This window comes from Pseudomonas sp. LH1G9 (genome assembly GCF_002949975.1).
In the GTDB taxonomy this organism is placed as follows: Bacteria; Pseudomonadota; Gammaproteobacteria; order Pseudomonadales; family Pseudomonadaceae; genus Aquipseudomonas; species Aquipseudomonas veronii.
Genome location: NZ_CP026880.1, coordinates 267,781 through 293,375 on the forward strand (window position 1 = coordinate 267,781; position 25,595 = coordinate 293,375).

24 protein-coding genes, 4 tRNA genes and 1 riboswitch are annotated in these 25,595 nt (G+C 56.8%); of the genes, 15 read left to right on the forward strand and 13 right to left on the reverse strand.

Features of this window, described 5'->3' with window-relative positions; genetic code table 11:
* Positions 1-7 precede the first annotated feature (7 nt).
* Positions 8-1,012: a succinylglutamate desuccinylase gene (gene astE, locus C5F70_RS01290; protein WP_017849206.1), complete on the forward strand. Its 1,005-nt coding sequence runs from the start codon at positions 8-10 to the stop codon at positions 1,010-1,012.
* A gap of 132 nt (positions 1,013-1,144) precedes the next feature.
* Here astE and C5F70_RS01295 read toward each other — a convergent pair whose 3' ends face one another.
* Positions 1,145-1,654, reverse strand: a complete 510-nt coding sequence (locus C5F70_RS01295) for a 6,7-dimethyl-8-ribityllumazine synthase (protein WP_017849205.1) — start codon at positions 1,652-1,654, stop codon at positions 1,145-1,147.
* Between the two features lie 113 nt (positions 1,655-1,767).
* A riboswitch (FMN riboswitch) is annotated at positions 1,768-1,937 on the reverse strand.
* Positions 1,938-2,127: 190 nt separating this feature from the next.
* On the opposite strand from C5F70_RS01295, the gene ltaE reads away from it, so the two are divergent.
* The 8 genes from ltaE (at position 2,128) to mgtE (ending at position 9,864) form a co-directional block, all read left to right on the forward strand.
* Positions 2,128-3,132 carry a low-specificity L-threonine aldolase gene (gene ltaE, locus C5F70_RS01300; RefSeq protein ID WP_104902602.1) on the forward strand — a complete coding sequence of 335 codons (1,005 nt, stop codon included), beginning with the start codon at positions 2,128-2,130 and terminating at the stop codon, positions 3,130-3,132.
* A 146-nt stretch (positions 3,133-3,278) separates the two neighbouring features.
* Positions 3,279-5,897 carry an alanine--tRNA ligase gene (gene alaS / locus C5F70_RS01305; protein WP_017849203.1) on the forward strand — a complete coding sequence of 873 codons (2,619 nt, stop codon included), beginning with the start codon at positions 3,279-3,281 and terminating at the stop codon, positions 5,895-5,897.
* 97 nt (positions 5,898-5,994) lie between these two features.
* Positions 5,995-7,236 carry an aspartate kinase gene (locus C5F70_RS01310; RefSeq protein WP_017849202.1) on the forward strand — a complete coding sequence of 414 codons (1,242 nt, stop codon included), beginning with the start codon at positions 5,995-5,997 and terminating at the stop codon, positions 7,234-7,236.
* Between the two features lie 173 nt (positions 7,237-7,409).
* Entirely contained in the window at positions 7,410-7,598 is a 189-nt protein-coding gene (gene csrA, locus C5F70_RS01315; protein WP_003175645.1) for a carbon storage regulator CsrA, read from the forward strand.
* Positions 7,599-7,660: 62 nt separating this feature from the next.
* Positions 7,661-7,751 (forward strand) — tRNA-Ser (locus C5F70_RS01320).
* A gap of 108 nt (positions 7,752-7,859) precedes the next feature.
* Positions 7,860-7,936, forward strand: a tRNA-Arg gene (locus tag C5F70_RS01325).
* Positions 7,937-8,008: 72 nt separating this feature from the next.
* A tRNA-Arg gene (locus C5F70_RS01330) sits at positions 8,009-8,085 on the forward strand.
* A gap of 336 nt (positions 8,086-8,421) precedes the next feature.
* A complete protein-coding gene (gene mgtE / locus C5F70_RS01335) occupies positions 8,422-9,864 on the forward strand; it encodes a magnesium transporter (protein ID WP_017849201.1) in 1,443 nt (480 codons plus the stop codon).
* Positions 9,865-9,936: 72 nt separating this feature from the next.
* Here the strand turns inward: mgtE and C5F70_RS01340 are convergent, their stop codons facing one another.
* The 4 genes from C5F70_RS01340 to C5F70_RS01360 form a co-directional block, all read right to left on the reverse strand.
* Complete coding sequence (locus C5F70_RS01340) at positions 9,937-11,142, reverse strand: ISL3 family transposase (protein WP_083272305.1); 1,206 nt, start codon at positions 11,140-11,142, stop codon at positions 9,937-9,939.
* A gap of 140 nt (positions 11,143-11,282) precedes the next feature.
* The gene (locus tag C5F70_RS01345) at positions 11,283-11,609 is read right to left on the reverse strand and encodes an Arc family DNA-binding protein (protein ID WP_017849200.1); all 327 of its coding nucleotides are present in this window, start codon (positions 11,607-11,609) and stop codon (positions 11,283-11,285) included.
* A gap of 389 nt (positions 11,610-11,998) precedes the next feature.
* Positions 11,999-12,178 carry a PA3371 family protein gene (locus C5F70_RS01355; protein WP_104902603.1) on the reverse strand — a complete coding sequence of 60 codons (180 nt, stop codon included), beginning with the start codon at positions 12,176-12,178 and terminating at the stop codon, positions 11,999-12,001.
* 11 nt (positions 12,179-12,189) lie between these two features.
* Positions 12,190-12,417 (reverse strand): hypothetical protein, encoded by a 228-nt coding sequence (locus tag C5F70_RS01360; RefSeq protein WP_017849198.1) that lies wholly within the window; start codon positions 12,415-12,417, stop codon positions 12,190-12,192.
* A 324-nt stretch (positions 12,418-12,741) separates the two neighbouring features.
* Between C5F70_RS01360 and C5F70_RS01365 the strand changes: the two genes are divergently transcribed.
* Positions 12,742-12,818 (forward strand) — tRNA-Arg (locus C5F70_RS01365).
* A gap of 190 nt (positions 12,819-13,008) precedes the next feature.
* Positions 13,009-13,641: a hypothetical protein gene (locus tag C5F70_RS01370; RefSeq protein WP_017849197.1), complete on the forward strand. Its 633-nt coding sequence runs from the start codon at positions 13,009-13,011 to the stop codon at positions 13,639-13,641.
* An 82-nt stretch (positions 13,642-13,723) separates the two neighbouring features.
* Here C5F70_RS01370 and C5F70_RS01375 read toward each other — a convergent pair whose 3' ends face one another.
* Complete coding sequence (locus C5F70_RS01375) at positions 13,724-14,335, reverse strand: recombinase family protein (RefSeq protein ID WP_017849196.1); 612 nt, start codon at positions 14,333-14,335, stop codon at positions 13,724-13,726.
* A 199-nt stretch (positions 14,336-14,534) separates the two neighbouring features.
* On the opposite strand from C5F70_RS01375, the gene C5F70_RS01380 reads away from it, so the two are divergent.
* Both C5F70_RS01380 and C5F70_RS30455 read left to right on the forward strand, forming a co-directional pair.
* Positions 14,535-15,653 (forward strand): TIR domain-containing protein, encoded by a 1,119-nt coding sequence (locus C5F70_RS01380; RefSeq protein WP_104902604.1) that lies wholly within the window; start codon positions 14,535-14,537, stop codon positions 15,651-15,653.
* A 412-nt stretch (positions 15,654-16,065) separates the two neighbouring features.
* Complete coding sequence (locus tag C5F70_RS30455) at positions 16,066-16,800, forward strand: hypothetical protein (RefSeq protein ID WP_158683826.1); 735 nt, start codon at positions 16,066-16,068, stop codon at positions 16,798-16,800.
* A 285-nt stretch (positions 16,801-17,085) separates the two neighbouring features.
* On the opposite strand, the gene C5F70_RS01385 is transcribed toward C5F70_RS30455, so the two are convergent.
* From C5F70_RS01385 to C5F70_RS01410, 5 genes are all read right to left on the reverse strand, one after another.
* A complete protein-coding gene (locus C5F70_RS01385) occupies positions 17,086-17,451 on the reverse strand; it encodes a YidH family protein (RefSeq protein ID WP_017849188.1) in 366 nt (121 codons plus the stop codon).
* 201 nt (positions 17,452-17,652) lie between these two features.
* Positions 17,653-17,841: a DUF2892 domain-containing protein gene (locus tag C5F70_RS01395; RefSeq protein ID WP_017849187.1), complete on the reverse strand. Its 189-nt coding sequence runs from the start codon at positions 17,839-17,841 to the stop codon at positions 17,653-17,655.
* 13 nt (positions 17,842-17,854) lie between these two features.
* Positions 17,855-18,274 (reverse strand): DUF6691 family protein, encoded by a 420-nt coding sequence (locus tag C5F70_RS01400; RefSeq protein WP_104902605.1) that lies wholly within the window; start codon positions 18,272-18,274, stop codon positions 17,855-17,857.
* On the reverse strand, positions 18,271-18,711 hold the full coding sequence (locus C5F70_RS01405) for a YeeE/YedE family protein (protein ID WP_017849185.1): 441 nt from the start codon (positions 18,709-18,711) through the stop codon (positions 18,271-18,273). Before C5F70_RS01405 ends, C5F70_RS01400 begins: the two co-directional genes overlap by 4 nt.
* Positions 18,708-19,022 (reverse strand): metalloregulator ArsR/SmtB family transcription factor, encoded by a 315-nt coding sequence (locus C5F70_RS01410; protein ID WP_017849184.1) that lies wholly within the window; start codon positions 19,020-19,022, stop codon positions 18,708-18,710. The genes C5F70_RS01405 and C5F70_RS01410 overlap by 4 nt, the downstream gene beginning before the upstream one ends.
* 345 nt (positions 19,023-19,367) lie before the next feature.
* Between C5F70_RS01410 and C5F70_RS01415 the strand changes: the two genes are divergently transcribed.
* Positions 19,368-20,498 carry a site-specific DNA-methyltransferase gene (locus tag C5F70_RS01415; RefSeq protein ID WP_104902606.1) on the forward strand — a complete coding sequence of 377 codons (1,131 nt, stop codon included), beginning with the start codon at positions 19,368-19,370 and terminating at the stop codon, positions 20,496-20,498.
* Positions 20,495-21,367, forward strand: a complete 873-nt coding sequence (locus tag C5F70_RS01420) for a NotI family restriction endonuclease (protein WP_017849182.1) — start codon at positions 20,495-20,497, stop codon at positions 21,365-21,367. The genes C5F70_RS01415 and C5F70_RS01420 overlap by 4 nt, the downstream gene beginning before the upstream one ends.
* 63 nt (positions 21,368-21,430) lie before the next feature.
* Here the strand turns inward: C5F70_RS01420 and C5F70_RS01425 are convergent, their stop codons facing one another.
* On the reverse strand, positions 21,431-22,717 hold the full coding sequence (locus tag C5F70_RS01425; RefSeq protein WP_017849181.1) for a carbohydrate porin: 1,287 nt from the start codon (positions 22,715-22,717) through the stop codon (positions 21,431-21,433).
* 138 nt (positions 22,718-22,855) lie between these two features.
* On the reverse strand, positions 22,856-25,252 hold the full coding sequence (locus tag C5F70_RS01430; RefSeq protein WP_256588338.1) for a membrane-bound PQQ-dependent dehydrogenase, glucose/quinate/shikimate family: 2,397 nt from the start codon (positions 25,250-25,252) through the stop codon (positions 22,856-22,858).
* Between the last annotated feature and the right edge of the window lie 343 nt (positions 25,253-25,595).

The window sequence follows — 25,595 nt, forward strand, 5'->3', positions numbered from 1 at the left end:
GCTGCTTATGCTCGCCCTCGGCAAACTCCTTGAACTGACCCTCGCCGGTCGTGAACCGGCGCAAAAAATTCAACTGACTGTCGACGGCGTGCAGATGCGCTGGCTCAGCGAAGGCGCGCTTGAAGTGCGCCCGCCGCAAGCGCGGGACAACGGCAGCGATGTGCTGCTGTCGTCCGGCATCCACGGCAACGAGACCGCGCCGATCGAATTGCTCGACCGCCTGTTGCATGGCATCGCCCGTGGGCAGATCAAACCCCGCACCCGTATTCTGTTCCTGTTCGGCAACCCCGAGGCCATGCGCCGCGGCGAGCGTTACCTCGAACTGGACGTCAACCGGCTGTTCAACGGCCGTCACGAAAAAAATATCGGCCCTGAAGCCATGCGTGCTGCCGAGCTGGAACAATTGGCCCGCAGCTTCTTCAGCCTGCCTGGCCGCTCGCGCTTGCATTACGACCTGCACACCGCCATTCGCGGTTCGAAGGTCGAGCAGTTCGCCCTCTACCCGTGGAAGGACGGGCGCCAGCATTCGCGCCACGAACTGGCCCGCTTGCGCGCCGCCGGTATGCAGGCGGTGCTGCTGCAGAACAAAGCTTCGATCACCTTCTCCGCCTTTACCTATGAACAACTGGGCGCCGAGGCCTTTACCCTGGAATTGGGCAAGGCGCGGCCATTCGGGCAGAACCAGGATGTGGACGTGTCGCGCCTGGAAACCCGGCTGACGCAGATCATCGAAGGCACCGAGCCGGACACCGGCAGCCTGGATGGCCTGCAACTGTTTGCCGTGTCCCGCGAAGTCATCAAGCACAGCGATGCATTCCTGTTGCACCTGCCGGCGGACGTGGAAAACTTTTCGCCGTTGGCCCAGGGCTATCTGCTCGCCGAAGACGTCGCCAAGACCCGCTGGGTGATCGAGGAGGAGGGCGCGCGCATCATCTTCCCGAACCCGAAGGTGAAGAATGGCTTGCGCGCAGGGATATTGATCGTGCCGACCACGGACGCCGGGCTGGCATAGATCTCAGCCTTAACCGGATCCAAATGTGGGAGGGGGCTTGCCCCCGATAGCAGAGTGTCAGTCAGCTCATCTGTAGCTGAGACACCGCCATCGGGGGCAAGCCCCCTCCCACATTTTGTTTTGCGGTGTTGCTTAAACCGCTACGGCACGCGGCTCGCTGCGGCGGATCGCACGCACCTTGTGCAAGGTGTCGGCACAGGTACGCGCCGCTTCCTGGCCTTTGTGTACGAAGTGATCATGGAAGAAGGCGTGGTGCTCGCTGCCGGCGTGGAAGTGGTGCGGGGTCAGAGACACCGAGAACACCGGCACTTCGGTTTCCAGCTGAACCTGCATCAGGCCGCTGACCACCGATTGGGCGACGAATTCGTGGCGGTAGATGCCGCCGTCCACCACCAGGGCCGCGGCGACGATGCCGGCGTAACGGCCGGTCTTGGCCAGCAGCTTGGCGTGCAGGGGCATTTCAAAGGCGCCGCCGACTTCGAAGAAATCGATGTCCGATTCCTGGTAACCCAGGGCGATCATTTCGCTGAGGAAGCCTTTGCGCGATTGATCGACAATATCCTTGTGCCAGCAGGCCTGGATAAACGCGACGCGCTCGCCGTGATGGTTTTTGCTTTTGCTGTCGATTGCGGTGGGTTGCATGTTCTGACTCCTGTTTAAGAAAAAAACAGGGCGTTATGAATCGAATGGGATTTAAGGGTACGAACAGCTGGGTCATGCAGGCATGAACTCAGCGCGCGGCCCTTTTGCGCCAATCCCGTTCTCTCTTCATCCGGACTATGACCGTCGGCCCCGGGATCACACCGGGTCTGCTGACCTTGTCGCCGTCCTGCCGGAGCAGTTCGAGGCGCCAAGCGCTCGCGGGCTATGCACATTGCGCGCAATTACCGCCGGTGGGGAATTGCACCCCGCCCTGAGAACGTTGCCGCCAGAACCCTGGCGGCGGAGAGTTTTTAACATGGTTTTTCAGAAACTGCACGATTGCCGTATCGATAGCCTATATCGGTTTGTTTGATTGATATTCGATTGACGCAGCATAGGGCTTGATATTCCGTGGCTTTACCCGCAGTAATCGTCAGTACGAAAAAACGCCCAACCCATCAGAGGCCAGTTTGATGACCGTGATAGACCTGCGCAGCGACACCGTGACCCAGCCCACCCCCGGCATGCTCGATGCGATGGCCAGCGCCGTCAGCGGCGATGACGTGTATGGCGAAGACCCCAGTGTCAACCGCCTGGAGGCCGAACTGGCCAAGCGCCTGGGGTTCGCCGCGGCGTTGTTCGTGCCCACCGGCACCATGAGCAACCTGCTGGCGTTGATGGCCCACTGTGAGCGCGGCGAGGAATACATCGTCGGTCAGCAGGCCCACACCTATAAGTACGAAGGCGGCGGCGCGGCGGTGCTGGGTTCGATCCAGCCGCAACCACTGGAAGTACAGGCGGACGGTTCCCTGGACCTGGATCAGGTGCTGGAAGCGATCAAGCCCGATGATTTCCACTTCGCCCGCACCCGCCTGTTGGCGCTGGAGAACACCATGCAGGGCAAGGTGCTGCCGCTGGAGTACCTGGCCAGGGCACGTGCGTTTACCCGTGAACATGGCCTGGCCCTGCACCTGGACGGCGCGCGGCTCTACAACGCGGCGGTCAGGCTCGACGTGGACGCGTGGGAGATCACCCAGCATTTCGATTCGGTGTCGGTGTGCCTGTCCAAGGGCCTGGGCGCGCCGATTGGCTCGGTGTTGTGCGGCTCCACGGCGCTGATCGCCAAGGCGCGGCGTTTGCGCAAGATGGTCGGCGGCGGCATGCGCCAGGCCGGTTCCCTGGCGGCGGCGGGGCTGTACGCCCTTGACCATCAGGTGCAGCGCCTGGCCGACGACCACGCCAACGCCCAATGGCTGGGGGATGAACTGCGCAAGGCCGGGTATGCGGTGGAGCCGGTGCAGACCAACATGGTCTACGTGCAGCTCGGCGACCGGGCGCAGGCCCTGAAGACGTTTGCCGCCGAGCGCGGCATCAAGTTGAGCGCCGCACCGCGCCTGCGCATGGTCACGCACCTGGACGTGAGTCGTGCGCAGATCGAGCAAGTGGTGCAGGCATTCGTCGAGTTTTCTCGGAAATGACCGTGCAGACTGTCTAATTGACTGTTTCTATCACATAAACACGCTGTACCACCGGCAAAGGGCCGATATAATGCGGCCCTTTGCCGTCGCTCCGTCTGATGATGTTGCGCACTGGCCTTTGGCCTCAGACTCCGTGGAAGAACCTAATGAAAAGCGCAGAAATCCGTGAAGCCTTCCTTCGCTTCTTCGAAGAGCAAGGCCACACCCGTGTCGCCTCCAGCTCCTTGATCCCAGGCAATGACCCCACCCTGCTGTTCACCAACGCGGGGATGAACCAGTTCAAGGACTGCTTCCTGGGCCAGGAAAAGCGCGCCTATACCCGCGCGGTCAGCAGCCAGAAATGCGTGCGCGCCGGTGGCAAGCACAACGACCTGGAAAACGTCGGCTACACCGCCCGTCACCACACGTTTTTCGAAATGCTCGGCAACTTCAGCTTTGGCGACTATTTCAAGAAAGACGCGATCAACTTCGCCTGGACCTTCCTCACTGGCGTGCTGAAACTGCCGAAGGAAAAGCTCTGGGTCACCGTCTACGCCAGCGATGACGAAGCCTACGACATCTGGACCCAGCAAGTCGGCGTGCCGCCTGAGCGCATGGTGCGTATCGGCGACAACAAGGGCGCGCCTTACGCCTCCGACAACTTCTGGACCATGGGCGACACCGGCCCGTGCGGCCCATGCACCGAGATTTTCTACGATCACGGCGCCGATATCTGGGGCGGCCCACCGGGTTCGCCGGAAGAAGACGGCGACCGTTACATCGAGATCTGGAACAACGTGTTCATGCAGTTCAACCGCACCGCCGATGGCGTGTTGCACCCGCTGCCGGCACCGTCGGTGGATACCGGCATGGGCCTGGAGCGGATCAGTGCGGTGATGCAGCACGTTCACTCCAACTACGAGATCGACCTATTCCAGAGCCTGCTGGCCGCTGCGGCCAAGGCTATCGGTTGTGCCAATGAAGACCAGGCATCGCTCAAAGTGGTGGCTGACCACATCCGTTCCTGCGGTTTCCTGATTGCCGACGGCGTGCTGCCGTCCAATGAAGGCCGCGGCTACGTGCTGCGCCGTATCATCCGTCGCGCCTGCCGCCACGGTAACAAGCTGGGCGCCAACGGCAGCTTCTTCTACCAGATCGTCGCGGCGCTGGTCGCCGAGATGGGCGCAGCCTTCCCGGAACTCACCCAGAACCAGGCGCACATCGAGCGCGTGCTCAAGGCCGAAGAAGAGCAGTTCGCCAAGACCCTGGAACAGGGCCTGAAAATCCTCGAGCAAGACCTCGCCGGCCTGCAGGGCAGCGTGGTGCCGGGCGATGTGGTGTTCAAACTCTACGACACCTACGGTTTCCCGATGGACCTGACCGGCGACATCGCCCGTGAGCGCAACCTGACCCTCGACGAGGAAGGTTTCGAACGCGAGATGGAAGCCCAGCGCGTGCGCGCCCGTTCCGCCAGTTCCTTCGGCATGGACTACAACAGCCTGGTCAAGGTTGACGTGGCCACCGAGTTCACCGGCTATAAGGCCACCCACGGTTCGGCCAAAGTGATCGCGCTGTATAAAGACGGCCAGTCGGTCGACGTCCTGAATGAAGGCGATGACGGTGTGGTGGTCCTGGATCGGACGCCGTTCTATGCCGAATCCGGTGGCCAGATCGGCGACTGCGGTTTCCTCAAGGCGTCTTCCGGTCGTTTCGATGTGCGTGATACCACCAAGACCGGCGGCGCGTTCCTGCACCACGGCGTATTGGCGTCGGGCAGCCTGATCGTCGGTTCGCCGGTGGACGCCCAGGTGGACGCCGACGTGCGCCACGCCACTGCGCTGAACCACTCGGCCACCCACTTGCTGCACGCGGCACTGCGCCAGGTGTTGGGCGAGCACGTCCAGCAGAAGGGTTCGTTGGTTGACAGCCAGCGCCTGCGTTTCGACTTCAGCCACTTCGAAGCGATCAAGCCTGCGCAGATCAAGGCCCTGGAAGACATCGTCAACGCCCAGGTGCGCAAGAACACCCCGGTGGAAACCGAGGAAACCGACATCGAGACCGCCAAGGCCAAGGGCGCCATGGCGCTGTTCGGCGAGAAATACGGCGACAACGTGCGCGTCCTGAGCATGGGCGGCAACTTCTCGGTGGAACTGTGCGGTGGGATCCACGCCAACCGTACCGGCGACATCGGCCTGCTGAAAATCATCAGCGAAGGCGGCGTGGCGTCCGGTGTGCGTCGTATTGAAGCGGTGACCGGCGCTGCGGCCCTGGCCTACCTCAATGCGGCCGAAGAGCAACTCAAGGAAGCGGCCAGCCTGGTCAAGGGCAGCCGTGACAACCTGATCGACAAACTGTCCGCCGTGCTGGAGCGCAACCGCGCCCTGGAGAAACAGCTGGAACAGTTGCAGGCCAAGGCGGCCAGCGCGGCAGGCGACGATCTGTCGGCTTCCGCCCAGGACGTCAAGGGCGTGAACGTCCTGGCGGCGCGCCTGGACGGCCAGGACGGCAAGGCGTTGTTGGCCTTGGTCGATCAGTTGAAGAACAAGCTCGGCCGCGCAGTGATCCTGCTCGGCAGTGTCCATGAGGATAAGGTCGTTCTGGTTGCCGGTGTAACCAAAGACCTGACTGGCCAACTCAAAGCCGGTGATTTGATGAAACAAGCCGCTGCGGCAGTGGGCGGGAAGGGCGGTGGTCGTCCGGACATGGCACAAGGCGGTGGTGTAGACGCCGGTGCCCTGGACGCGGCCCTGGCCCTGACCGTGCCGTTTGTCGAGGCTGGCATTTAAGGCGCTGTGAATGAGCCCGTGGTCTAGTCGCGGGCTCGCTCGGTTGCTGGAAGATTGGTTTATTGGGCGCCCCTTTACGGGCTGAGGCGGCTTAGAAATGGCTTTGATCGTACAGAAATTTGGAGGCACCTCGGTCGGCTCTGTCGAAAGAATCGAGCAGGTCGCCGACAAGGTTAAGAAATTCCGCGATGCCGGCGACGACCTCGTCGTGGTGCTGTCGGCCATGAGCGGCGAAACCAATCGCCTGATCGAACTGGCCAAGGCTATCAGCGGCGATCAACAACCGCTGCCGCGTGAGCTGGATGTGATCGTGTCCACCGGCGAGCAGGTGACCATTGGCCTGCTGGCCATGGCGCTGAACAAGCGCGGTGTGCCGGCAGTGTCCTACACTGGCAGTCAGGTGCGTATCCTCACCGACAGCGCGCACACCAAGGCGCGCATCCTGCAGATCGACGATCAGAAGATTCGCGCTGATCTGAAGGCCGGTCGTGTGGTAGTCGTCGCCGGTTTCCAGGGCGTCGACGAGCACGGCAATATCACCACCCTCGGGCGTGGCGGTTCGGACACCACCGGTGTGGCCCTGGCGGCCGCGCTCAAGGCTGACGAATGCCAGATCTACACCGATGTGGACGGCGTCTACACCACCGATCCGCGCGTGGTATCCGTGGCCCAGCGCCTGGACAAGATCACCTTCGAAGAGATGCTGGAAATGGCCAGCCTCGGTTCCAAGGTGTTGCAGATCCGTGCGGTGGAATTCGCCGGCAAGTACAACGTTCCGCTGCGCGTATTGCACAGCTTCAAAGAGGGTCCGGGCACCCTCATTACTATTGATGAAGAGGAATCCATGGAACAGCCGATCATTTCCGGCATCGCTTTCAACCGCGATGAAGCCAAGCTGACGATCCGTGGCGTGCCAGACACCCCGGGCGTGGCATTCAAGATCCTCGGCCCGATCAGTGGCGCGAACATTGAAGTCGACATGATCGTGCAGAACGTTTCGCACGATAACACCACCGATTTCACCTTCACCGTTCACCGCAACGAGTACGAAGCGGCCGAGCGTATCCTGCAGAACACTGCGAGCGGGATTGGCGCGCGTGAAGTGGTCGGCGATACCAAGATCGCCAAGGTGTCGATCGTGGGTGTGGGCATGCGTTCCCATGCCGGCGTTGCCAGCCGCATGTTCGAGGCCCTGGCCAAGGAAAGCATCAACATCCAGATGATCTCCACCTCGGAAATCAAAGTCTCGGTGGTGATCGAAGAGAAGTACCTGGAACTGGCTGTACGCGCACTGCATACCGCTTTTGAGCTGGACGCTCCGGCCCGACAGGGCGAGTGATGCAAGGCCAGGAAGGCGCGGTTTACCGCGCCTTTCATTTTTTTGTAGGGCGCATGTTGTTTTGCGTGGGCTCGACAATACTTAGCTGGTAGGGCTATGGCCGATGAGCCGTAGGTCGAAGGCCTTTTTTTGCAGACTGTTGTTCCTGAACTGAAGTGCGTGAGGTGAAAGGTATGTTGATTCTGACTCGTCGTTGCGCAGAAAGCCTGATTATTGGTGATGGAGAAATCACCGTGACCGTGCTCGGCGTCAAAGGCAATCAAGTGCGTATTGGGGTAAATGCTCCGAAAGAGGTAGCGGTTCACCGCGAGGAAATCTATCTGCGGATCAAGAAAGAGAAGGACGAAGAACCAAGCCTTTAATTTTTATCGTTTTTTATGTTTGCAAACGGGGATGAACGTGGTTAATATACGCCCCGTGTTGCGGAGAGCTGGCCGAGTGGCCGAAGGCGCTCCCCTGCTAAGGGAGTACACCTCAAAAGGGTGTCGGGGGTTCGAATCCCCCGTTCTCCGCCATTATTTGCTTAGTACGTTGCAATCTGGATTTATCGATAAGTTGTTGAAATTAATCGAAAAAATCGCTTTACATAGAGATTGAACGGCCTATAATGCGCGGCAACAAATGCACTCGTAGCTCAGCTGGATAGAGTACTCGGCTACGAACCGAGCGGTCACAGGTTCGAATCCTGTCGAGTGCACCATTTAAGAGTCAGTTGCAGCAATGCAGGTGATTCGGTTACAACCAGTTGTGATCTGGTCTAAAAACACAATCTGCACTCGTAGCTCAGCTGGATAGAGTACTCGGCTACGAACCGAGCGGTCACAGGTTCGAATCCTGTCGAGTGCACCATACAAACAAAAAGCCCGCCTAGTGCGGGCTTTTTGCCGTCTGGGGTTTGTAGGATTTAACCTTTTCTTCCCGCGCCATGTGTTTTCCAGTCGCGTGGCAGCGTCGCAATTCATAGATGCGGCCAATTCTCAGCTTTGGCGCGCAAGCGCTTGTTCTTACCAGTTTTTTGACGTTAAAAGCGGCGGGCGGTGTATCATTGCGCCCGTCAGCCCCGCCGGGGCTTGTGGAACACCTCCATGGACTTACCCAGTAGTTACTCAGTACCCCGTTTTACCAATCATGAATTGACTGATTGATCCTTCCGGCGTGCCCCGCTGCTGGGAGTGGAGTTCGCCTATGACCGAAGTAGAAGTAAAGAAAACACAAGAAAGCCTGCAGGATCGCCTGGCTCAAGTCATTGAGCTGCTGCAGCGCCAGCGCGTGGTCGAAGAGCTCACGCACCGCCAGGAAGGTCCGCACCACGACCGCGTCGAAAACCTGGTTCATCGGCAAAACCTCGTCGAGTTGCAACGCAAGCTCGATGATCTGCACTCCGCCGACGTCGCTTATATCCTTGAAGCCTTGCCGTTGGATGATCGACTGACCCTCTGGCAGTTGGTCAAGGCCGACCGCGACGGCGACATCCTGCTCGAAGTATCCGACTCCGTCCGTGAAACCCTGATCGCCGACATGGATGATCACGAGCTCCTGGCCGCGGCCCGGGAGATGGACGCCGACGAACTGGCCGACCTGGCCCCCGAACTGCCCCGTGATGTTGTCCATGAGCTGATGGAAGCCCTTGACAGTCAGCAGCGTGAGCGCGTGCGCTCCGCGCTGTCCTATGACGAGGATCAGGTCGGCGCCCTGATGGACTTCGAGATGGTCACCATCCGCGAAGACGTCAGCCTGGAAGTGGTACTGCGTTACCTGCGCCGCCTGAAAGAGCTGCCAGGGCACACCGACAAGCTGTTCGTGGTCGACTACGAAGGCATTCTCAAGGGCGTGCTGCCGATCAAGCGCCTGCTGGTCAACGACCCGGAGAAGAAGGTTGCGGACGTGATGGCCAGCGATCCGGTGGGTTTCCATCCGGATGAAGACGCCTACGACGCCGCCCAGGCCTTCGAACGTTACGACTTGATCTCGGCCCCGGTGGTCGACAAGAACGGCAAGCTGATCGGCCGTCTGACCATCGATGAAATGGTCGACCTGATCCGTGAAGAAAGTGAAACCGAAGTCCTCAACATGGCGGGTCTGCGTGAAGAGGAAGATATTTTTGCGTCGGTCTGGCGCTCCCTGCGTAACCGCTGGGCGTGGCTGGCCGTAAACCTGATCACCGCGTTCATCGCTTCGCGGGTGATCGGGCTGTTCGAAGGTTCGATCGAAAAGCTGGTGGCACTGGCGGCGTTGATGCCAATCGTTGCCGGGATCGGCGGTAACTCCGGCAACCAGACCATTACCATGATCGTGCGCGCCATGGCGCTCGACCAGGTCAATACCGGCAACACCTCGCGCCTGATGCGCAAGGAATTGGCGGTGGCGCTGATCAATGGCGTGGTGTGGGGCGGGGTGATCGGGATCGTGGCCTACTTGCTGTACGACAGTTGGTCGCTGGGGGTGGTCATGACTGCCGCCATGACCCTCAACCTGCTGTTGGCGGCCTTGATGGGGGTGCTGATCCCCATGACCCTGGCACGCCTTGGGCGCGACCCAGCCATGGGCGCCAGTGTGATGATTACCGCCATGACCGACAGCGGCGGCTTCTTCATCTTCCTTGGCCTGGCGACGATCTTCCTGCTCTGACCCCTCGCGGCGGGGGCAACCCAGCCCCCGCCCAGTACCGCCTTCCCGAATTGCGCGCAAAAAAAAGGTTCTTCACGGATTGCCGGGAAAGACGCTCTTGATCTTCATGAAAAAGAATTCGCTGTCCCGGTAACCGTACGCCATTCGTTTGATGACCTTTATTCGATTGTTTATTCCTTCCAACTGACCGGTGTGCATTGGCCAGCGTACCCGGCTCACGATGCCCCGCCAGTAGCCTTTTAGTCGCTTTGCGAACTGGATCAGTGCGGGTATTTCGCTTTCTTGAGCATGACGCAGCCACTGCTTCCAGGCTGATCTCCAGTCCCAGGCATCGCTCGGCGCCCAGAGCATTTTGAGCTCGGCCTTCATCAAGTAGACCGTCATTAACGATTGGTTAGCGGCCAGCAGATCCTGTAAATGAACCTGCTGTTCCGGCTTTTTCAGGTTCTCCGGGTTACGCAATAGCAACCATCGCGCTTGCTTTATGATCTTTCGAGCGGGCTTGTCATGGCGCAATCGGTTCGCCTCGTCAACGCGAACACGATCAATCACTTCTCGGCCATATTTGGCGACCACATGGAAAAGGTCATAAATCACCCGTGCTTTTGGGCAGTGTTGGCGAACCTCCAGGTCATAAGCCGTGTTCATGTCCATCGCTACCGCTTCAATTCGGGCGCACCCTTCTGGCCCCAGCTCTTCGAAAAACGGTCTGACTGCCGCTCGGCTACGGCCTTCGCCGATCCAAAGCACTCGCCGAGTATCAGCGTCCAACACCACGCTGGCGTAGCGATGACCTTTGAATAACGCGAACTCGTCCATTATCAGGCGCCGTGGCTGGGCCTTGGGTAAGGCACTCAACGCCGCTTGCAGAGCGCGCCGCTCCAGCAACCGAACGGTGTCCCAGTGCAGCCCGAACATTTGCGCAACATGCAGTGTAGGAAGGCGTTCGCAGGCTTGAATAACGGCCTCTGCCAGCCGGCGCGTCATGCGGGCATAGCGATCCAGCCAACTGACGACCTCCATGCGCTTGCCACAATCACGGCAACTAACACGCCTGAGCTGCACGTTGAGGCGGACTGCGCGACCGAGAATCGGCAAGTCACGCACGACTCGATCGCAGTACTCATGAGTTGTTGAACAGAGCTTTTGGCAGCCACCACAGGTGGGAAATCGCGTGGCCTGGGGGATCAGATCGATTTGAAGGGCATCGCCGTCAGGTTTGATCGCGACGACAGAAAAGCCCTCCCAAAAAGGAAGGAAAGTATTAATATCGCGCATAAGAACGCCGGTTTTTTAGATGTGTTTGCTCGCACGAACATCATCCATCAAATCGGCGTTCTTGTTTCTGTGTTTCCCGGGATTCCGTGAAGAACCAAAAAAAAGCCAGCACATGGCTGGCTTCGGCTTTCAGGAACAGATCATTCGGCTTCTGCGGCCGCCTCAACGTCGTGCGCAATAAGCGAGACAAGGGCATTTTGCTGGCGGTGAGAGAGCTGACGAAAACGCTGCAGCAGTTCGCGTTCGTGCAGTGACAGCTCAGGGCTGTCCAGGCGCATGCTTAGCTCTTCGCCCAACGCACCTTCCTGAATGAGGCTCTGCTCCAGGCGCGCGATGATTTCGGAGTTCATGCTGCGGTGATGATTGCGAGCCACCTCGGCAATGCGTTCCCGCATTCCGTCTGGCAGACGTACGACGAACTTGTCAGCCGTGCGGCTGGAATAAATTGCCTGTTTCAATGGGCGCATATATTTAACCGGTTAGTTCAGGGGAGCGGTTATTGGAATTGGCCGCAAGATGAGTGTTAAGACAAGGCTCACGACCAAAGTTCAACCTGAATTGCAAAGAGGCCGCATCATGCCTCAGTTTTGCCGGTTCCTTGGCGTCAATTCTGTGACAAATATTGAACTGCCTAAAGGCTTTATGCCAGTACTGATTTGCTTTTTTGCGGACTGGTTGGAAAACTTTTTTGCGAGTGATCGTCACAATTCATCGTCCCGCAAGCCGTTGCTGCCAAGGGGTTTGGGGCGCATATCGTATCGTGATATGGCCTTTTGCCCTTGTTTTTAAGACTAGTGGCAATTTGCCGATTTACTAGTGCGAGGCGACATAAGGTAGGTGTGCCGGCGAGCGAAAATCAGCGCAGCACGGGGTCGAATCTGATTCGGCGGCCGACGATCAGCGTCAACAGCAGGAAGCTGCCGAGCACAGTGCTGGTGATGAGCGCGGTGGTGCGAGCGTCCTGGGACGAGGTAGACATGCCCAGCACGGCAGTCACGACGGTCAGGCACAAAAACAGCCAGGCGGCTTTGGACATGGAAGGCTTCCTCAGAAAACCCAGTGTTCAGTTGCGGGCGCGGCCTGAGTGCTTTGGGCCAGGCGCACGGGCGATTGCGGGTTGGCCGTCATCACCGCCAATTGCGGACGTTGTTGCAGATGATGCGGCACGGGCTGGCGGATCTGCGCGGTGTCATCGCTACCGTTCGACTGAAAATGAAACATCACCAGTGCGGCCAGGGCGACGGTATTGAGAGCCAACAGAAGGGTGCTGTTCATCGTCATCTTCTCCGCAACGGGTCCAGCCGAATGGTTTTGTAGGAGAAGTATTGCAGATGCCGTGCCAATGTTTTATTTCAATAAAATCAATGGTTTGAGTTTAATCTAAACAGCGCTCGGGTTGCAATTTGCAATGCTGGCATTTTGGTGTAGTGCATTTTGCACGATGGCCTCGGATGCCCGGGTTTGCTGGGCGAAACCGTGATCCGTGGCGCAAGCATTGGCTTACACTCAAAAAGCCCACGGACGACATGACAAAACCCACCTCGGCCGTTAACATGCACGCCGTCCGTCGCAGCGCCGTTGGCCCGATGGTTGTCATTTGTCCCAGTAGCTCAATTGGATAGAGCATCCCCCTCCTAAGGGGAAGGTTGGCCGTTCGAACCGGCCCTGGGACACCATATAATTCAATACCTCCAGCCAATGTATGTAGTTCTTGCACAGTCTCATGGGTGCATGATGGGTGCATACGCAATAATTTAGACTGAAAAAGCCGCAACAAAATCAGTTGAGGGCTAGGTGTACGTGGAGGTATGAAGAGCGGGGTGATAATTCTGCCACCATGAAAAAGTCGACAACAGGGAAGCAGTGATGCGAATTCTATTTTTTGCGATGTGCTGTTTGTTGATCACCGCCTGTTCAAGCAACCCAACAGCACTCTTTGAAGAGCAAGTCAAAAACAGCACCACGCCGTTAGCACGGACCCCCTCTGAGGCCATGCACAACGCGCAAGCTGTGCCCATGCCGATCAACCCAGGATGGCGGCCACCCCAGTGGAAGATCACCGCTGCGGAACCGCGCATCCTGATTAGCGGGGTACCGTCGAACTATCGATTATTCAGCGTCGCGTTGACAAAGGACAAACCCTTTCATATAGACGTTAACTCCTGGTGCGTCAACGGGTGCCTGGGGTTCAGCAAGTACGCCCTGAACCCTTATTTGATCTTGATGGACGCCAAAGGCAACGTGCAGGCTGAAGGTTTTGGCAAGGCGACTGGCATAGTGGGAGTCATCAGCCAAGTGTTGAAGGGCACGGTGACAACCAGCGGCACTTACTACCTGATAGTCGCGGCGGATAACCGTGCGCCTGGGGAAACCATTGTCATCGACAACGTGCTGCTGATTGGGGCAGCGGCGAGCCCAATCACGCCGTTGCGGATTGGGATGGGTAGTTATCCGTTTGGGTCGGTTGGGCCGTTGTTGAACACGGAAGAGACGCCTTGAGGCTGTGAGGCAAGAGAGCGAACACGCCCGCTGCTAATACTGAAATAAAATCAGTGCTGGAAGAGGTGGAGAAAGTGCCGGGTTAAGCCCTATCTCTGATTCGTAATACTGTCGTAGTCGAGCAGTTAGCATGACGTGCTGTGGCACGTACACCAAGGCCGGCACCGAGCAGTTCGGTCACCCGCTTATGCAGGTCAATGTCGACGGGGCGGCCTTGATACTTGCCGGCGGCCTTGGCCTTCTCGATGCCTTGAGCCTGGCGCTCGCGCCGCTGCTCGTAATCCTTGCGCGCGATCGCGGCCATCATCTCCACCAGCATTGAGTTGATTGCTCCCAGCATCCGCCCGGTGAACTCATCGCCCTTGGTGTCCTGCATTCCCTGGTGGCTGGTCGGCAGGTCAAGCGCGACGATGCGCAGGCCCTTGGAGTCGATCGCAGCCTTCAGCTTTTGCCAATCCTCCACCGGTAAGCGGGAGAGGCGGTCTATCGACTCCACCAGCAACACGTCACCCTTGCGGGCATCCTTGAGCAGGCGCATTAGCTCAGGCCGGTCGGCTGTGGCGCCGCTGGCGTTCTCCAGGTACACGCTTGCAATGACCTTGTTATGGTCGCTGGCGAACTGCTCGAGCGACCCCCGGGCTCGGCCGGCGTCTTGCTCTTCGGTGGATGCTCGGAGGTATGCGCGGATGAACATGATAGGTGCCTGTATCAGTTAGGGCGTTCTACTAATACTGTTGCACTTTGGGTGTTCCTTATCAAGCGGAAAGCTCGAAAAAGGCGAAATAAGCCTGTATCTGGATAGGCATACCTTTTTGGGGCGATTTGGCTGAGGCATACTCGATTGAACGGACAAGCTGCTTGCTACAAGCGGCTCATTTTCAGGGGAGGGGGTTATGAGTATCGCAATCGACGAGATAGGGCTTGCCATTAAAAAACTGGAGGCATACCAGCAGGGGGCAGAGGAAAAGCTACGCGCTGCGGAGTCTATTCGGGCAGTCGCAGAAGATGTCTCGCGGTCCTTCAGCGGCTCTTGGTTGGGTTATCATTCAAGAGTCTATTACAGAGATTTTCGTCCCCCACTTGCCGGGCACAACTTCAGCAAAGAGTGGGGGATGGAGGAGCATTTCGGTCAGGGTACTTATGGCGATTGGCATGAGTGCGCGTTTGACGACGTAGTGAATGCAATCTATGAAATGGCCGGCAACCCAGATCTCGCCGATGCTGATGTATATCGCGAACAGGGCGAGGCACTATTTGCAAGTGTTATCGATGAACTCGAAGTAGTGTTGCGGATTGTTGTTAGAGATACAGGAGATTCTTACGCATCCCAGTTACTCGAAGACGTTTCAGGTAAGAAGGTCGTGACTCCTGGGCTTTTTCTAAGCCTTGTACGACCCAAAGGGCAGGTAATGACCCGTGATTCTCTAGCCCTTAGTCAAGGATTTTTGACGCCCCCACATATAAAAGTTATGTCTGACTGCTTTGTGTACAGGGCTCCGCACGAAGCTATAAGTCGTCTGCTTCCTGTGATTAAAAAGGCGTACTCATACCTATCAAGATTTGAAAAGACCCAGGCTAAGGAGGCTCTAGTGGGCACAAATATTTTCATCGGTCATGGCCGCTCTCACGTATGGCGTGATTTAAAGGACTTTGTCACGGAGCGACTGAAGCTGCCCTTTGATGAATTTAACCGTGTCCCAGTAGCGGGTATCACAAACATTGCACGGCTTGCGGAAATGCTTGATTCGGCAGCAGTCGCTTTCATCGTCATGACCGCTGAAGATGAACAGGCAGACGGTAAGATGGAGGCTCGAACGAACGTAATACATGAAGTCGGACTTTTTCAAGGTCGCCTTGGATTCACTCGGGCGATAGTGCTCCTGGAAGAGGGGTGTGAAGAATTTTCGAATATCCAGGGCCTTGGACAGATCCGATTCCCTAAAGGGGACATCAAAGCCAAGTTTGAGGAGATCCGCCAGGTACTTGAGCGGGAAAAAATCATTGAGTCTTGAGCTATTCGTTTTTTCTAAAGAAGCAGGTGCAAAAGACCGGCGAGGGTGGCCTCGTCTTCGATGAAATAGGGGCCGTCACGCTCCATCCTGGGTCTTGCAGCAAAGGTATGGTGATGTTGGCCACTCCCTCTTCTGTTGTTCTCCACACTTCGTGGCGTTTCCGCCACGCTGAGTGAGACCAAACCGTCTCAGTGAAACCAAAACGCCATAAGGCGATACTGTAGCGTTTAATCGATGCGCCCAAGGCGCTTTCCTGATGTTGGAAATGCTCTCAAAGGTGAGCGCAACCAATCGACGCCCCTTCGATTTTGGGCCATGCTCTTTTGGATTTAAATCCTAAGAGAATGAGATCTGACCCTGTGTCACAGTGTTGGGGCGATCCGGATATCGCAATTCATGGAGTAGGTTTAAATTGTCGATTTTCTCTAATTTTGTGCACTTTAAACATTGCCGAGTCGTCTGCTCGGAGACTGATCTTCTTATATCTTTCAAGGGGCAAAAATACTCACTATTGTTGGCTTCGAAAAATTTTGATACTGGAAAAGGTGCTGTTGTAACAAATTTATCCAGTCGATTTGTTGACTCGGATGTGCTTCTTTGGCTGTCCGTGTATTTCGGAGAGGATTTTGTTGACCCTGATCAGAGTGTAGATACGCGTTACTCTAATAATAGAGGTGACTTCAATCTCGACGTAAAGAATCTTAAGGTTTTTCTGAAAGCTGCAGAAAAAATGCCGAGCAAGTCATATCCGCTTTGGAAAAAAAGACTTTTCGATAACGTGGTGACCTATTACTCCGTTGCGCTACGATCTGGCGTTAATATGATGCCACTTACAATGGGGTTCTTTGGAATGTCGATGGAGTGCGTAGGGAATCTGTTGGGGGGTAAGCGCGATAAGTATTATACGCTTGGCACGTATAAGTTTAACGGCTTAATTAATTCAAGATTCAAACGGTACAAAAAAATACCCAAGCATGCGGGTCAAATTAAGGCGTGGCAGAAGGTTATTAATGGAGATAATTCTTTGGTTCATGCGTTGCGCAATGCTTATTACGGCCATTCTTTGTTACATTCGGATAAAGATCGTAAGGAAGTTACTGATTCGCTTAGAGATTGGTTGGTTCGGGCGGGTTACTCAAAAAGTTAGCCGCACAATGTTTCAAGAGTAAAAGGGTGGATGATGCTATTCAGATTTATGCCGCGCCGCTATACAAGGTTGGGCTGAGAAGCTCTCGAATTCTTATCTTTATGTTGCTAGGGTTTACTACGTCTATACCCTTCGCTAAATATGATTATTGGGCTATGACTCCACTGGTATATGACGAACCTATGAAGTTTAATGGTGTGGTGGTTACTCCGAAAAGTGCTGCGGATGATGCCCCATCTTCCTCAGGATGAAGTAGTCAAGAAAGGCCAGGCAGGCCAGTCTTGCTCACATCATGAACAAATAGGCCATGAGCAAAACGCCAAGAATTGCAGTAATGACATTAATGCCAGGGCCGGTATTGACGCTGTAGCCAAGGGGGATCTCAACGGGTTTGAGGGTCTTGACCACCTTTTTGTATTGCCAGGATGACCAGCAGGCAACCCAGGAGCCCAGCATCAGAAAGGTCAGCCCGATCCAGAATGAAAAATGTTTTCCGGGAGAGCCCGAAGCGTCCGGTTTCAGCATCTGGAGCAGTAGCCCGGATCGTTCAATCACAAAGCCAAATGCCATCAGCGAAAGGCTGGTTCGGTTCCATGCCAGCAACGTGCGCTCGGCGGCAAAGAACACGCGCGGATCGTTCAGGTCGGACATTGAGATTTCCTTGTTCACACAGCTTTTGAAACGACGCCGCGCAGAATAGCTTTAAACGAAACCACTCGACGTGTCCGTTGATAGATCCAGCTGTTGGGATCAACGCACATATGCCAAGCGTAGCGTCCCGTGCTTGGCGCATAGCCACAAAATCGGCTGCGCCAATGCCCTCATGCACGTGAACGCTATGGGTTTTTTTGCTCAGCAACGGTTACAGGTTTGGATGCCCAGCAACCTGTACAAAGGGCAGAAACGGAAAATACCGGTAGCCAGTGGCACTAAGCCGATCCAGCCCCACCAGCCGATCACGCCCGACAGACTGAGGCCAATGAGAACCAGGCCGACGACAATGCGCAGGCTACGGTCAATGGTTCCAAGGTTCGCTTTCATGACGATCTCCCGATCAGTGGTTGCGCCGGGTCTCCAGCGCAGTAAACAACAACATGCCGGCCAGCATGGCCAACATGAACACGATTGCTTGCCAGCGTCCTGTCAGCAGAATTGCCACCGCAGGGCCTGGACAGATGCCTGCTATTCCCCAGCCGATGCCGAACAGCAGGCTGCCGCCGATCAGGCGCGGGTCCAACTCACGCTTGGTCGGCAGTTGCATTGGCTTTCCCAGCAGCGAGCGGGATTGGTGGCGCGCCCAGGTCAGCGGGCCAATGGCGACGCCAATCGCCCCGATCATGACCAGCGCGAGGGAAGGGTCCCAGGCACCGGCCAGATCCAGGAAAGCCAATACTTTGCTCGGGTTGGCCATGCCTGCCAGCAGCAGTCCCAAGCCGAACAGCAGGCCAGCAATGAATGCGCTCAGTTTGTTCATATCCAGGCTCCCAGCAGATGACGCAGGACAAATACGCTAAGGAAACCGCTGAACATAAAGCAGGCAGTGGCGACCATCGATCGCGGCGAAAGGCGCGATATGCCGCACACGCCGTGGCCGCTGGTGCAACCTGAACCGTAGCGTGTACCGATACCCACCAATACACCGGCGACGATCAGCCCGACCCCGCCGCTCTGGAATTCAATCGGCGGCAGCGCGGCGAACAAGCCCCATAGAAGCGGCGCGACGAGCAGGCCGAGGAGAAACAGCGCTTTCTCACCCGCACCTTCGCTCCCTCGTTGTAAAAGACTGCCGATCAAACCGCTGATGCCGGCGATACGCCCGTTGGCGACGACGAAAAGGCTGGCCGCCAGGCCAATCAATGCGCCGCCTGCAAGGGATGACCAGGGAGTGAAGTTGAGCCAGTCGATATTCATGAGGCTTCTCCAGCGCAAAATTGTTGATACAAGGTTTGAATGACTGCCAATGCCGCCGGGCTGCTGATGCGATAGAACACCTGCTTTCCTTCTCGGCGCGTATCCACCAGGCCTTCGCGGCGCAGCACCGCCAACTGCTGAGAAAGCGTCGGTTGTTGTATCCCGAGCAGCGACTCCAGATCGCCGACATTGCGCTCGCCTTGGGATAGCTGGCAGAGCAGGATCAAGCGATCCGGATTGGCCAGAGCCTTGAGGAATTGGCTGGCAGCATCGGCGTTGGCGTGAAGCCGCTGGAGATCTGATTCGAGCATACGATTGATCACTAACTGGTCAGTTTGTTAAATTATAGTATATAAAAACAATAAGTGTATGTCAGCACCGATCTGCGTTCGTCGCTAGCAGGAGAGGTCGGGGGCTAAAGGCGAAGCGAAAGAGAGTGGTGCAGCTTTGCTGATCCGATGAGGTCGCTCTGCGCCATCGCAAGGCGACCGAATTGACCGAGCCCTGGGAGTCGACACCCCGCGGCTCAACGTCTGTCCCTTCAGTACGGTTTGGCTTGCCCGGCTTTCCTCAGGCTCTGTACCATCCGGGTCTGATCAGGACAGCGTTAGAAGGCCATCCTGTAGCCATTACCGCCGTTCCCGTTTGGACACCTCATGACCTACACAGAACTTAACGACCCCGCACTATTTTCTGCGCAGGAGAAAGACGCGTTTGAACCTTCGACCATCGTCCAGAATGATTTTTCTTCTGCACTTCTGAAGTACGGCCAGTCATCTTCTACACGCCCCCTCCTTCTGAACGGGGATTGCCTCGACGTATTGAAGTCGCTGCCGGACGAGTCGGTTGATTTTGCAATGACGTCGCCGCCGTACTGGGGGAAGCGGGAATATCAAAACGGCGGGATAGGCCTGGAAAAAGACTATCGGGATTTCGTAGCAGATCTTTGCGCTGTGTTTCTGGAACTCAAGCGCGTGCTGAAGTCGACGGGGTCGTTCTGGCTCAATCTCGGTGATTCTTATAGCGGTAAGGGGCTGCTCGGGATTCCTTGGCGAGTGGTTTTCGAGCTTACCGACAATCAAGGCTGGATACTTCGAAACAGCATCATATGGAACAAACTGAAAGGCGGCATGGACAACACCAAAGACCGGCTTGGCAATGTTCATGAGAACTTGTTTCACTTTGTGAAGCAGTCAAAAAACTATTATTACAATGCTGATGCCGTCCGGTCCAAGCCCAGAGAATCCAAAGTGGTAAATGGCTCGATAGTTTCCGCCACGGGCGTTTCGGGCGTGCGTTACAAGCGCCAGATCGAGTTGTCGACCTCGTTGAGCGACGCAGAAAAATTATCCGCACATGCCGCCCTGGCCGGCATCCTCGCAGATTTGTCTTGCGGTAAAGTATCAGACTTCCGGATGATCATTCGTGGCCAGCAAAGAGCGACGCACTCCGACAGTGAAAAAGTATCGGGACGAGCGAAGGAACTCAGGGATAAAGGTTATTACTTTCTTAAATACCACCCGAAGGGGAGTAAACCGTCTGACGTCTGGGACATTCTCCCGGAAGATTCGCAGGGCCGGGAAGCCCACTTTGCCCCCTATCCGGTCGACCTGTGCCGTATACCTTTATTGGCGACCTGCCCACCAGGCGGTATTGCAATCGACCCTTTCTGCGGTACGGGAACAACGATGGTCGCGGCGCAACGCTTAGGCTTGAAGTCGATCGGGATAGATATCTCCGAGCAGTATCTTGAGATGACCAAAGACAGGTGCAATACGCTGTTATGAGCAAAATAATAGAGTTGTTCGGGAAGGGTACGCATAATCGCTCCGTCGACTGGCAAGGCGTGATTGGCGCTCAACGCTGCGCCTATACCAACAAGCGTTGCTATAAAGTCAGGAAGTCCAACCCCGACATTTCTATCGGTACGTGCAGCGTGCTGTACGGAAAAGTGCCGGAACCGGTAATCATCTGTCCTGTCCGGCTAATCGAGCGCCGGCAGATTTTTACCGACTGTTTTCATCTATTGACGACCCATGAACCGGGGAACGAGCTTCACATCATCCCCGAAGTGTCGATCCCGGGGGGAAGTGTCGATTATTTCTTGGTGTCGGTAAAAGATGGAAAGGTGAAGGACTTCGTTGGCATCGAGCTGCAGACCCTCGATACGACCGGAACGGTCTGGCCAGAACGCCAGAGAATGCTGGAAACGCTAGGGATTTCCAGGTCGGACAGTGCTGAAGAGTCCAATAAAACCTTCGGCATGAACTGGAAAATGACCGCAAAAACCATCTTGGTTCAAATGCACCACAAAGTGCAGACATTTGAACACCTCAACAAGAAGCTGGTGTTGGTGGTCCAGGACAAGCTGCTGAGCTACATGACCAAGGAATTTAAATTCGACCATCTTGAAACACCGGCATTGATTGGCGACTCAATGCATCTTCATGCCTATAAAATGGATAATGCAGGTGCCGGCGACTATAAGATCTCGATGTCATCCCGACTCAGTACGGATGCGGACGGAATCGGTATGTGCCTGGGGCTCCAGGCAGAGGCCCGGGTAGAGCTTGAGCAAATATTGATTGGGCTGCAGACCAAACTATCCGACCGCACGTTGTTCCAGGCAGTGGGGACGCCCGACAGTTTGGTGTGATACCGCCTGCGTGTGCGATTGCGAAAGGGCACCGAGTGGATGCCCCCTGTGCAAACGGCGTTGTTAAAACGTCGCCTTGACCTGTAACCCCGCCGCCAACGCATTGTCGCGTTTTTTGCCGGAAAACGCGCCGGGCTCGATGTAGTACTGCAGATCGGGGCGCAGCAGCAGCCAAGGTGTGACCTGTGCGCCGTAGTTGAGCTCAAGCATCTGCTCGCCGTTGTCGAGGTTGGCGATCATCTCAGCGTCTTCGAGGTTGGTCGCCTTGGCTTCTTGCACATCTCGTGTGCGCGAGTTGAGCACGGCGCGCCCATAGCCAAAAGAGATGGAGTCGTTCGGGCGGCTCGCGAAAGGCTTTTGTTTGACCAGGCCCACCGAATACCAGCGGCGCATCGGCGAGGTCGCCGCGTTGCTGCTGGCCGCTTGGCCGAAGAGGCGCAGTACGCTTTGCGGGTCTTGCTCATCCCGCCAGATGGCTTGGTCAATCAACACATAGGCGCCGGTACGGTTGTTGCTCTTTTGCGTACTCCCGATCTTGGGGGCGTTGGAGGTGTCGTAGTACCAACCGACTTTGTATTGGCCGTTCAGGAAGGCGTTGTTATTGAAGATCGCCTCCAGTGGCAAAATCGCTCCCGTAGTGCCGTTGCTGGGCATGGAGAACGCTTTGGACGAGCGCGTGTTGTATTCCGGGTTGACCTGGAACACGGCGGTTTGCAGTGTCAGCGACGGGTTGACATCGTAACGCAGCTCGCCGCCCCAATGTGCTGTCGGGTAGTTGCCCCAGCCACTGCCGCTCGACATGGTCAGTGGGTGTGCACAAAAACCGGCGCTCACAAAGTTGGTCAAGATGGGCATACCACCGAAATCGGTGCCCATCACCATGAAGCCGAGTTTGGTGGACAGGGCCGGCGAAAACAGGTTGCGTTGATAACTGAACTCGGTCAGCCGGGTGTATTCGCCGCCATAGTTTTCTTGGGACGACAGGCGGTTTCCAAGCAAATCTTCCGTGGCGCTGTGGCCGCGACGGTCGTTAACCAGCAGTTGCACGCGTCCCGCATCGGGGCTGTCGAGCAACTTACTCAGATCAAACTGGGCGCCTATGCGTATTTGTTGCGAATAGCGGGTGCCGCGCTTGATCCCGCCATGCAAGTTGGAAATCGTTTCGGAACTGTAGTCACCGGTCAGTTTGATGCCCTTGTCGGTCAACTTTTGGCGTTCACCACCCCAGTCGCCAGTGAGTGTAGAGCGGTTCATCAGATCGTCGGCCAGTGCCGGGGATGGGGCGAAAAGGCATAGGGACAAACCGCTGCACAGGCTGCTGGTCAGCATGGCGCGGAAAGAAAAAAGCATTTGGATGTGCTCCGTTACAGAGAAAGTAGGGGAATAGCTCAACGGCCCGCGTTGTTTATCGGTTGCACCGTTCTTTTGTGACTTGGAAAAATAACCCCCGTAAACGGGGGTTATTTTCATGCAGTGGCAACTAACGCATTACGGCTTGATGTTGTCCGGCAATGCATAAGCAATGATGTAATCACCAACGTCAGGCGAATGGCTCATGCCACCGGCGGAGATGACCACGTACTGCTTCCCGGTGGTGGGCGACTGATAGATCAGTGGGGCGGCAACTGCGCCAACCGGCAGGCGGGCTTTCCAGACTTCTTTGCCGGTGGCCGAATCGAGCGCGCGCAGGTAGTAGTCCTGGGTGCCCGCAAAGAACACCAGGCCAGAGGCTGTCGACGTCGGACCGCCGAGCGTCGGCATGCCCAGCGGAATCTGCAGGTGCGTCTTGATCCCCAGCGGGCCGGTGTCCTGCACGGTGCCCATGGGAACCTGCCAGAGCAGTTTCTGCGTATTGAGATCAATCGCACTCATGCTGCCGAAGGGCGGGGAGTTGCACGGCACGCCCAGTGGCGACTGGAGAATGTCGATTTTCACGCCGCCATAGATACCGGCGACTTGCGGGCGAATGGTGCCCATGAAACCCGGCACTTCATCGGTCGACACCTTGAACTTCTTGGTTTCTTCCTTGGTCACCAATGACATCCGCAGCGGCATCCGCATGTCGTTGACGAACATCGTGCCGGTGTTCTCATCGATGGAGATGCCACCCCAGTTCATCCCGCCCAGCAAGCCAGGCCATTCGATGTACGGCTTTTCGGTTGGCGGCGTAAACGGCCCCGCGTAAACCGAATCTTTGAACATGATCCGGCAATACAGTTGGTCGAATGTCGACACGCCCCACATCGACTTTTCAGTCAGTGGGTCGGCCCCGATCACCGGCATGCCGGCCGAGTACGGTTGCGTCGGCGACAAGTGTTCGCCTTCTGCCGCAGGAGAAGTCGGAACGGCACGCTCCTGCACCTCGGTGACCGGCTGGCCAGTACGACGATCCAGCACAAAAATCTGGCCGGTCTTGGTGGTCTGGATCAAGACGGGGGTTTTCACGCCTTGGGCATTCTTGATGTCATAGAGAACCGGCTGCGATGGCAGATCGTAATCCCATACATCATGGTGAATGAGCTGGTAGACCCATTTGGCTTTGCCGGTCGAGGCATCGACTGCCACGACGGCCGAACCAAATTTTTCTTTGACGGCGTTGCGATCACCGCCCCAATAGTCGGGCGGGCCATTGCCGGTCGGCAAGTAGACCAGGTTCAGCTCTTTATCGTAGGTCGGGATCGTCCATACGTTAGGTGTTTCCAGCGTGAACGGGTGATCGGCCGCGGTCGGGTCGCTGCCTTCGGGCGCGCCGACGTCCCATGCCCACACCAGCGCACCGCTCAGCACGTCGAAGGCACGCACGGCGCCGGAAGGCTCGCCTGCCACAATGTCGCGTACCCAACCGCCCACCACCGTGAGGTGGCCCATGACCACAGGCAGGGAGGTCGGGTGATAGCGCTTGCTGTTCTCGGTCGGGCCCATGCCTTTCTTGAGATCGACGTAACCGTTGTCACCAAAACTCTGGCACAGGTCGCCGGTGTGCGCGTCAAGTGCAAACAGGCGGGCATCCACCGACGACACCAGAATACGCTGGCGACATTGCTGCTGATCGGTATACGAGGCCTTGACCGCCGCACTCAGGCTGTCGTCTTTATCGATGTCGTAATAGCCCACGCCGCGGCACGTCACATGCTCTTCGCTTTTGGCGTGAGGGTCGAACGTCCAGATCGCCTTGCCCGTATCGCCATCCAGGGCGGTGATCAGGTTTTCCGGGGTGCACGAATACAGCACGTTGCCGATCTGCAGCGGGGTGTTTTCATCAACGCCAGCGCCGGCGCCGGTGGTCCTACGTCCGGTTCTGTAGGTCCAGGCTACTTGCAGGTCCTTGACGTTTCCTGGCGTGATCTGCGTGTAAGGCGCAAACCGCGTCCCTGACGCATTGCGCCCGAAGAACTCCCAGTTTTCAGGTGCGCTGGCGGGGCTCGTGGCCTTGGTCGAGTCAGTCGCGGCCACAGGGTTCGAGATCCCGCCGTGCGGGTAGAACGCCGCAATGAAGGTGGCGATCAAGGCCAGGAATACGGCGAAGCCGAATCGGTTCGCCGTGCGCCGGGTGCTCAAGGCTGTTTCCGGGAATGCGGCACCGACCCACAAGCTGAGGGTCAGGATGATCGCCGGCACCACCAGGCGCGGCAGCAGTTGCCAGTAGCTGAACTGACCCACTTCGTAGAACGCCCACACACAGGTGGCGAGGAATATGACGACGGAGAGGGCGATGCTGATAGGTTTACGCAAGACAAACAGTGCCGCCAACAACAGATAGGCGAGGCCAGCCAGCAAGTAATAACTCGACCCGTCGAGTGCTACCAGCTTGAATCCGCCATAAATCAACGCCAGTGCCACGGCAAAAACAAGCAGGGAAAACAGTCCCCTTGCAATAGTGCTCATTGAGGATCTTCCAGAGTGAGATCGATGATCGTCTGTCATATTTGTATATGCTCAGTTGGGGAAATACGTAACGGTTTGCGCTATTTACCAACAACTTGGCCGAATATTGAGTTCGGCCTTTAGTTGGCCGGGTGCGGTTCTTCCATGATCCCGATAGGCTGGCTTGCCGACGGCAAGCGAGCTTTGGAAATCAGCGTAATAATTGGCCATCCCCGTATTCATGGTCTGGATGCCGACACTCTTTCGCCCCAGCCCTCCACGTTGAAAGCGCCGTTCGATAACGAACTGGATGCTTAATAGAGGCTGATTGAGTTTCGGCAGGAGGGATAACGAAAACGTTGGC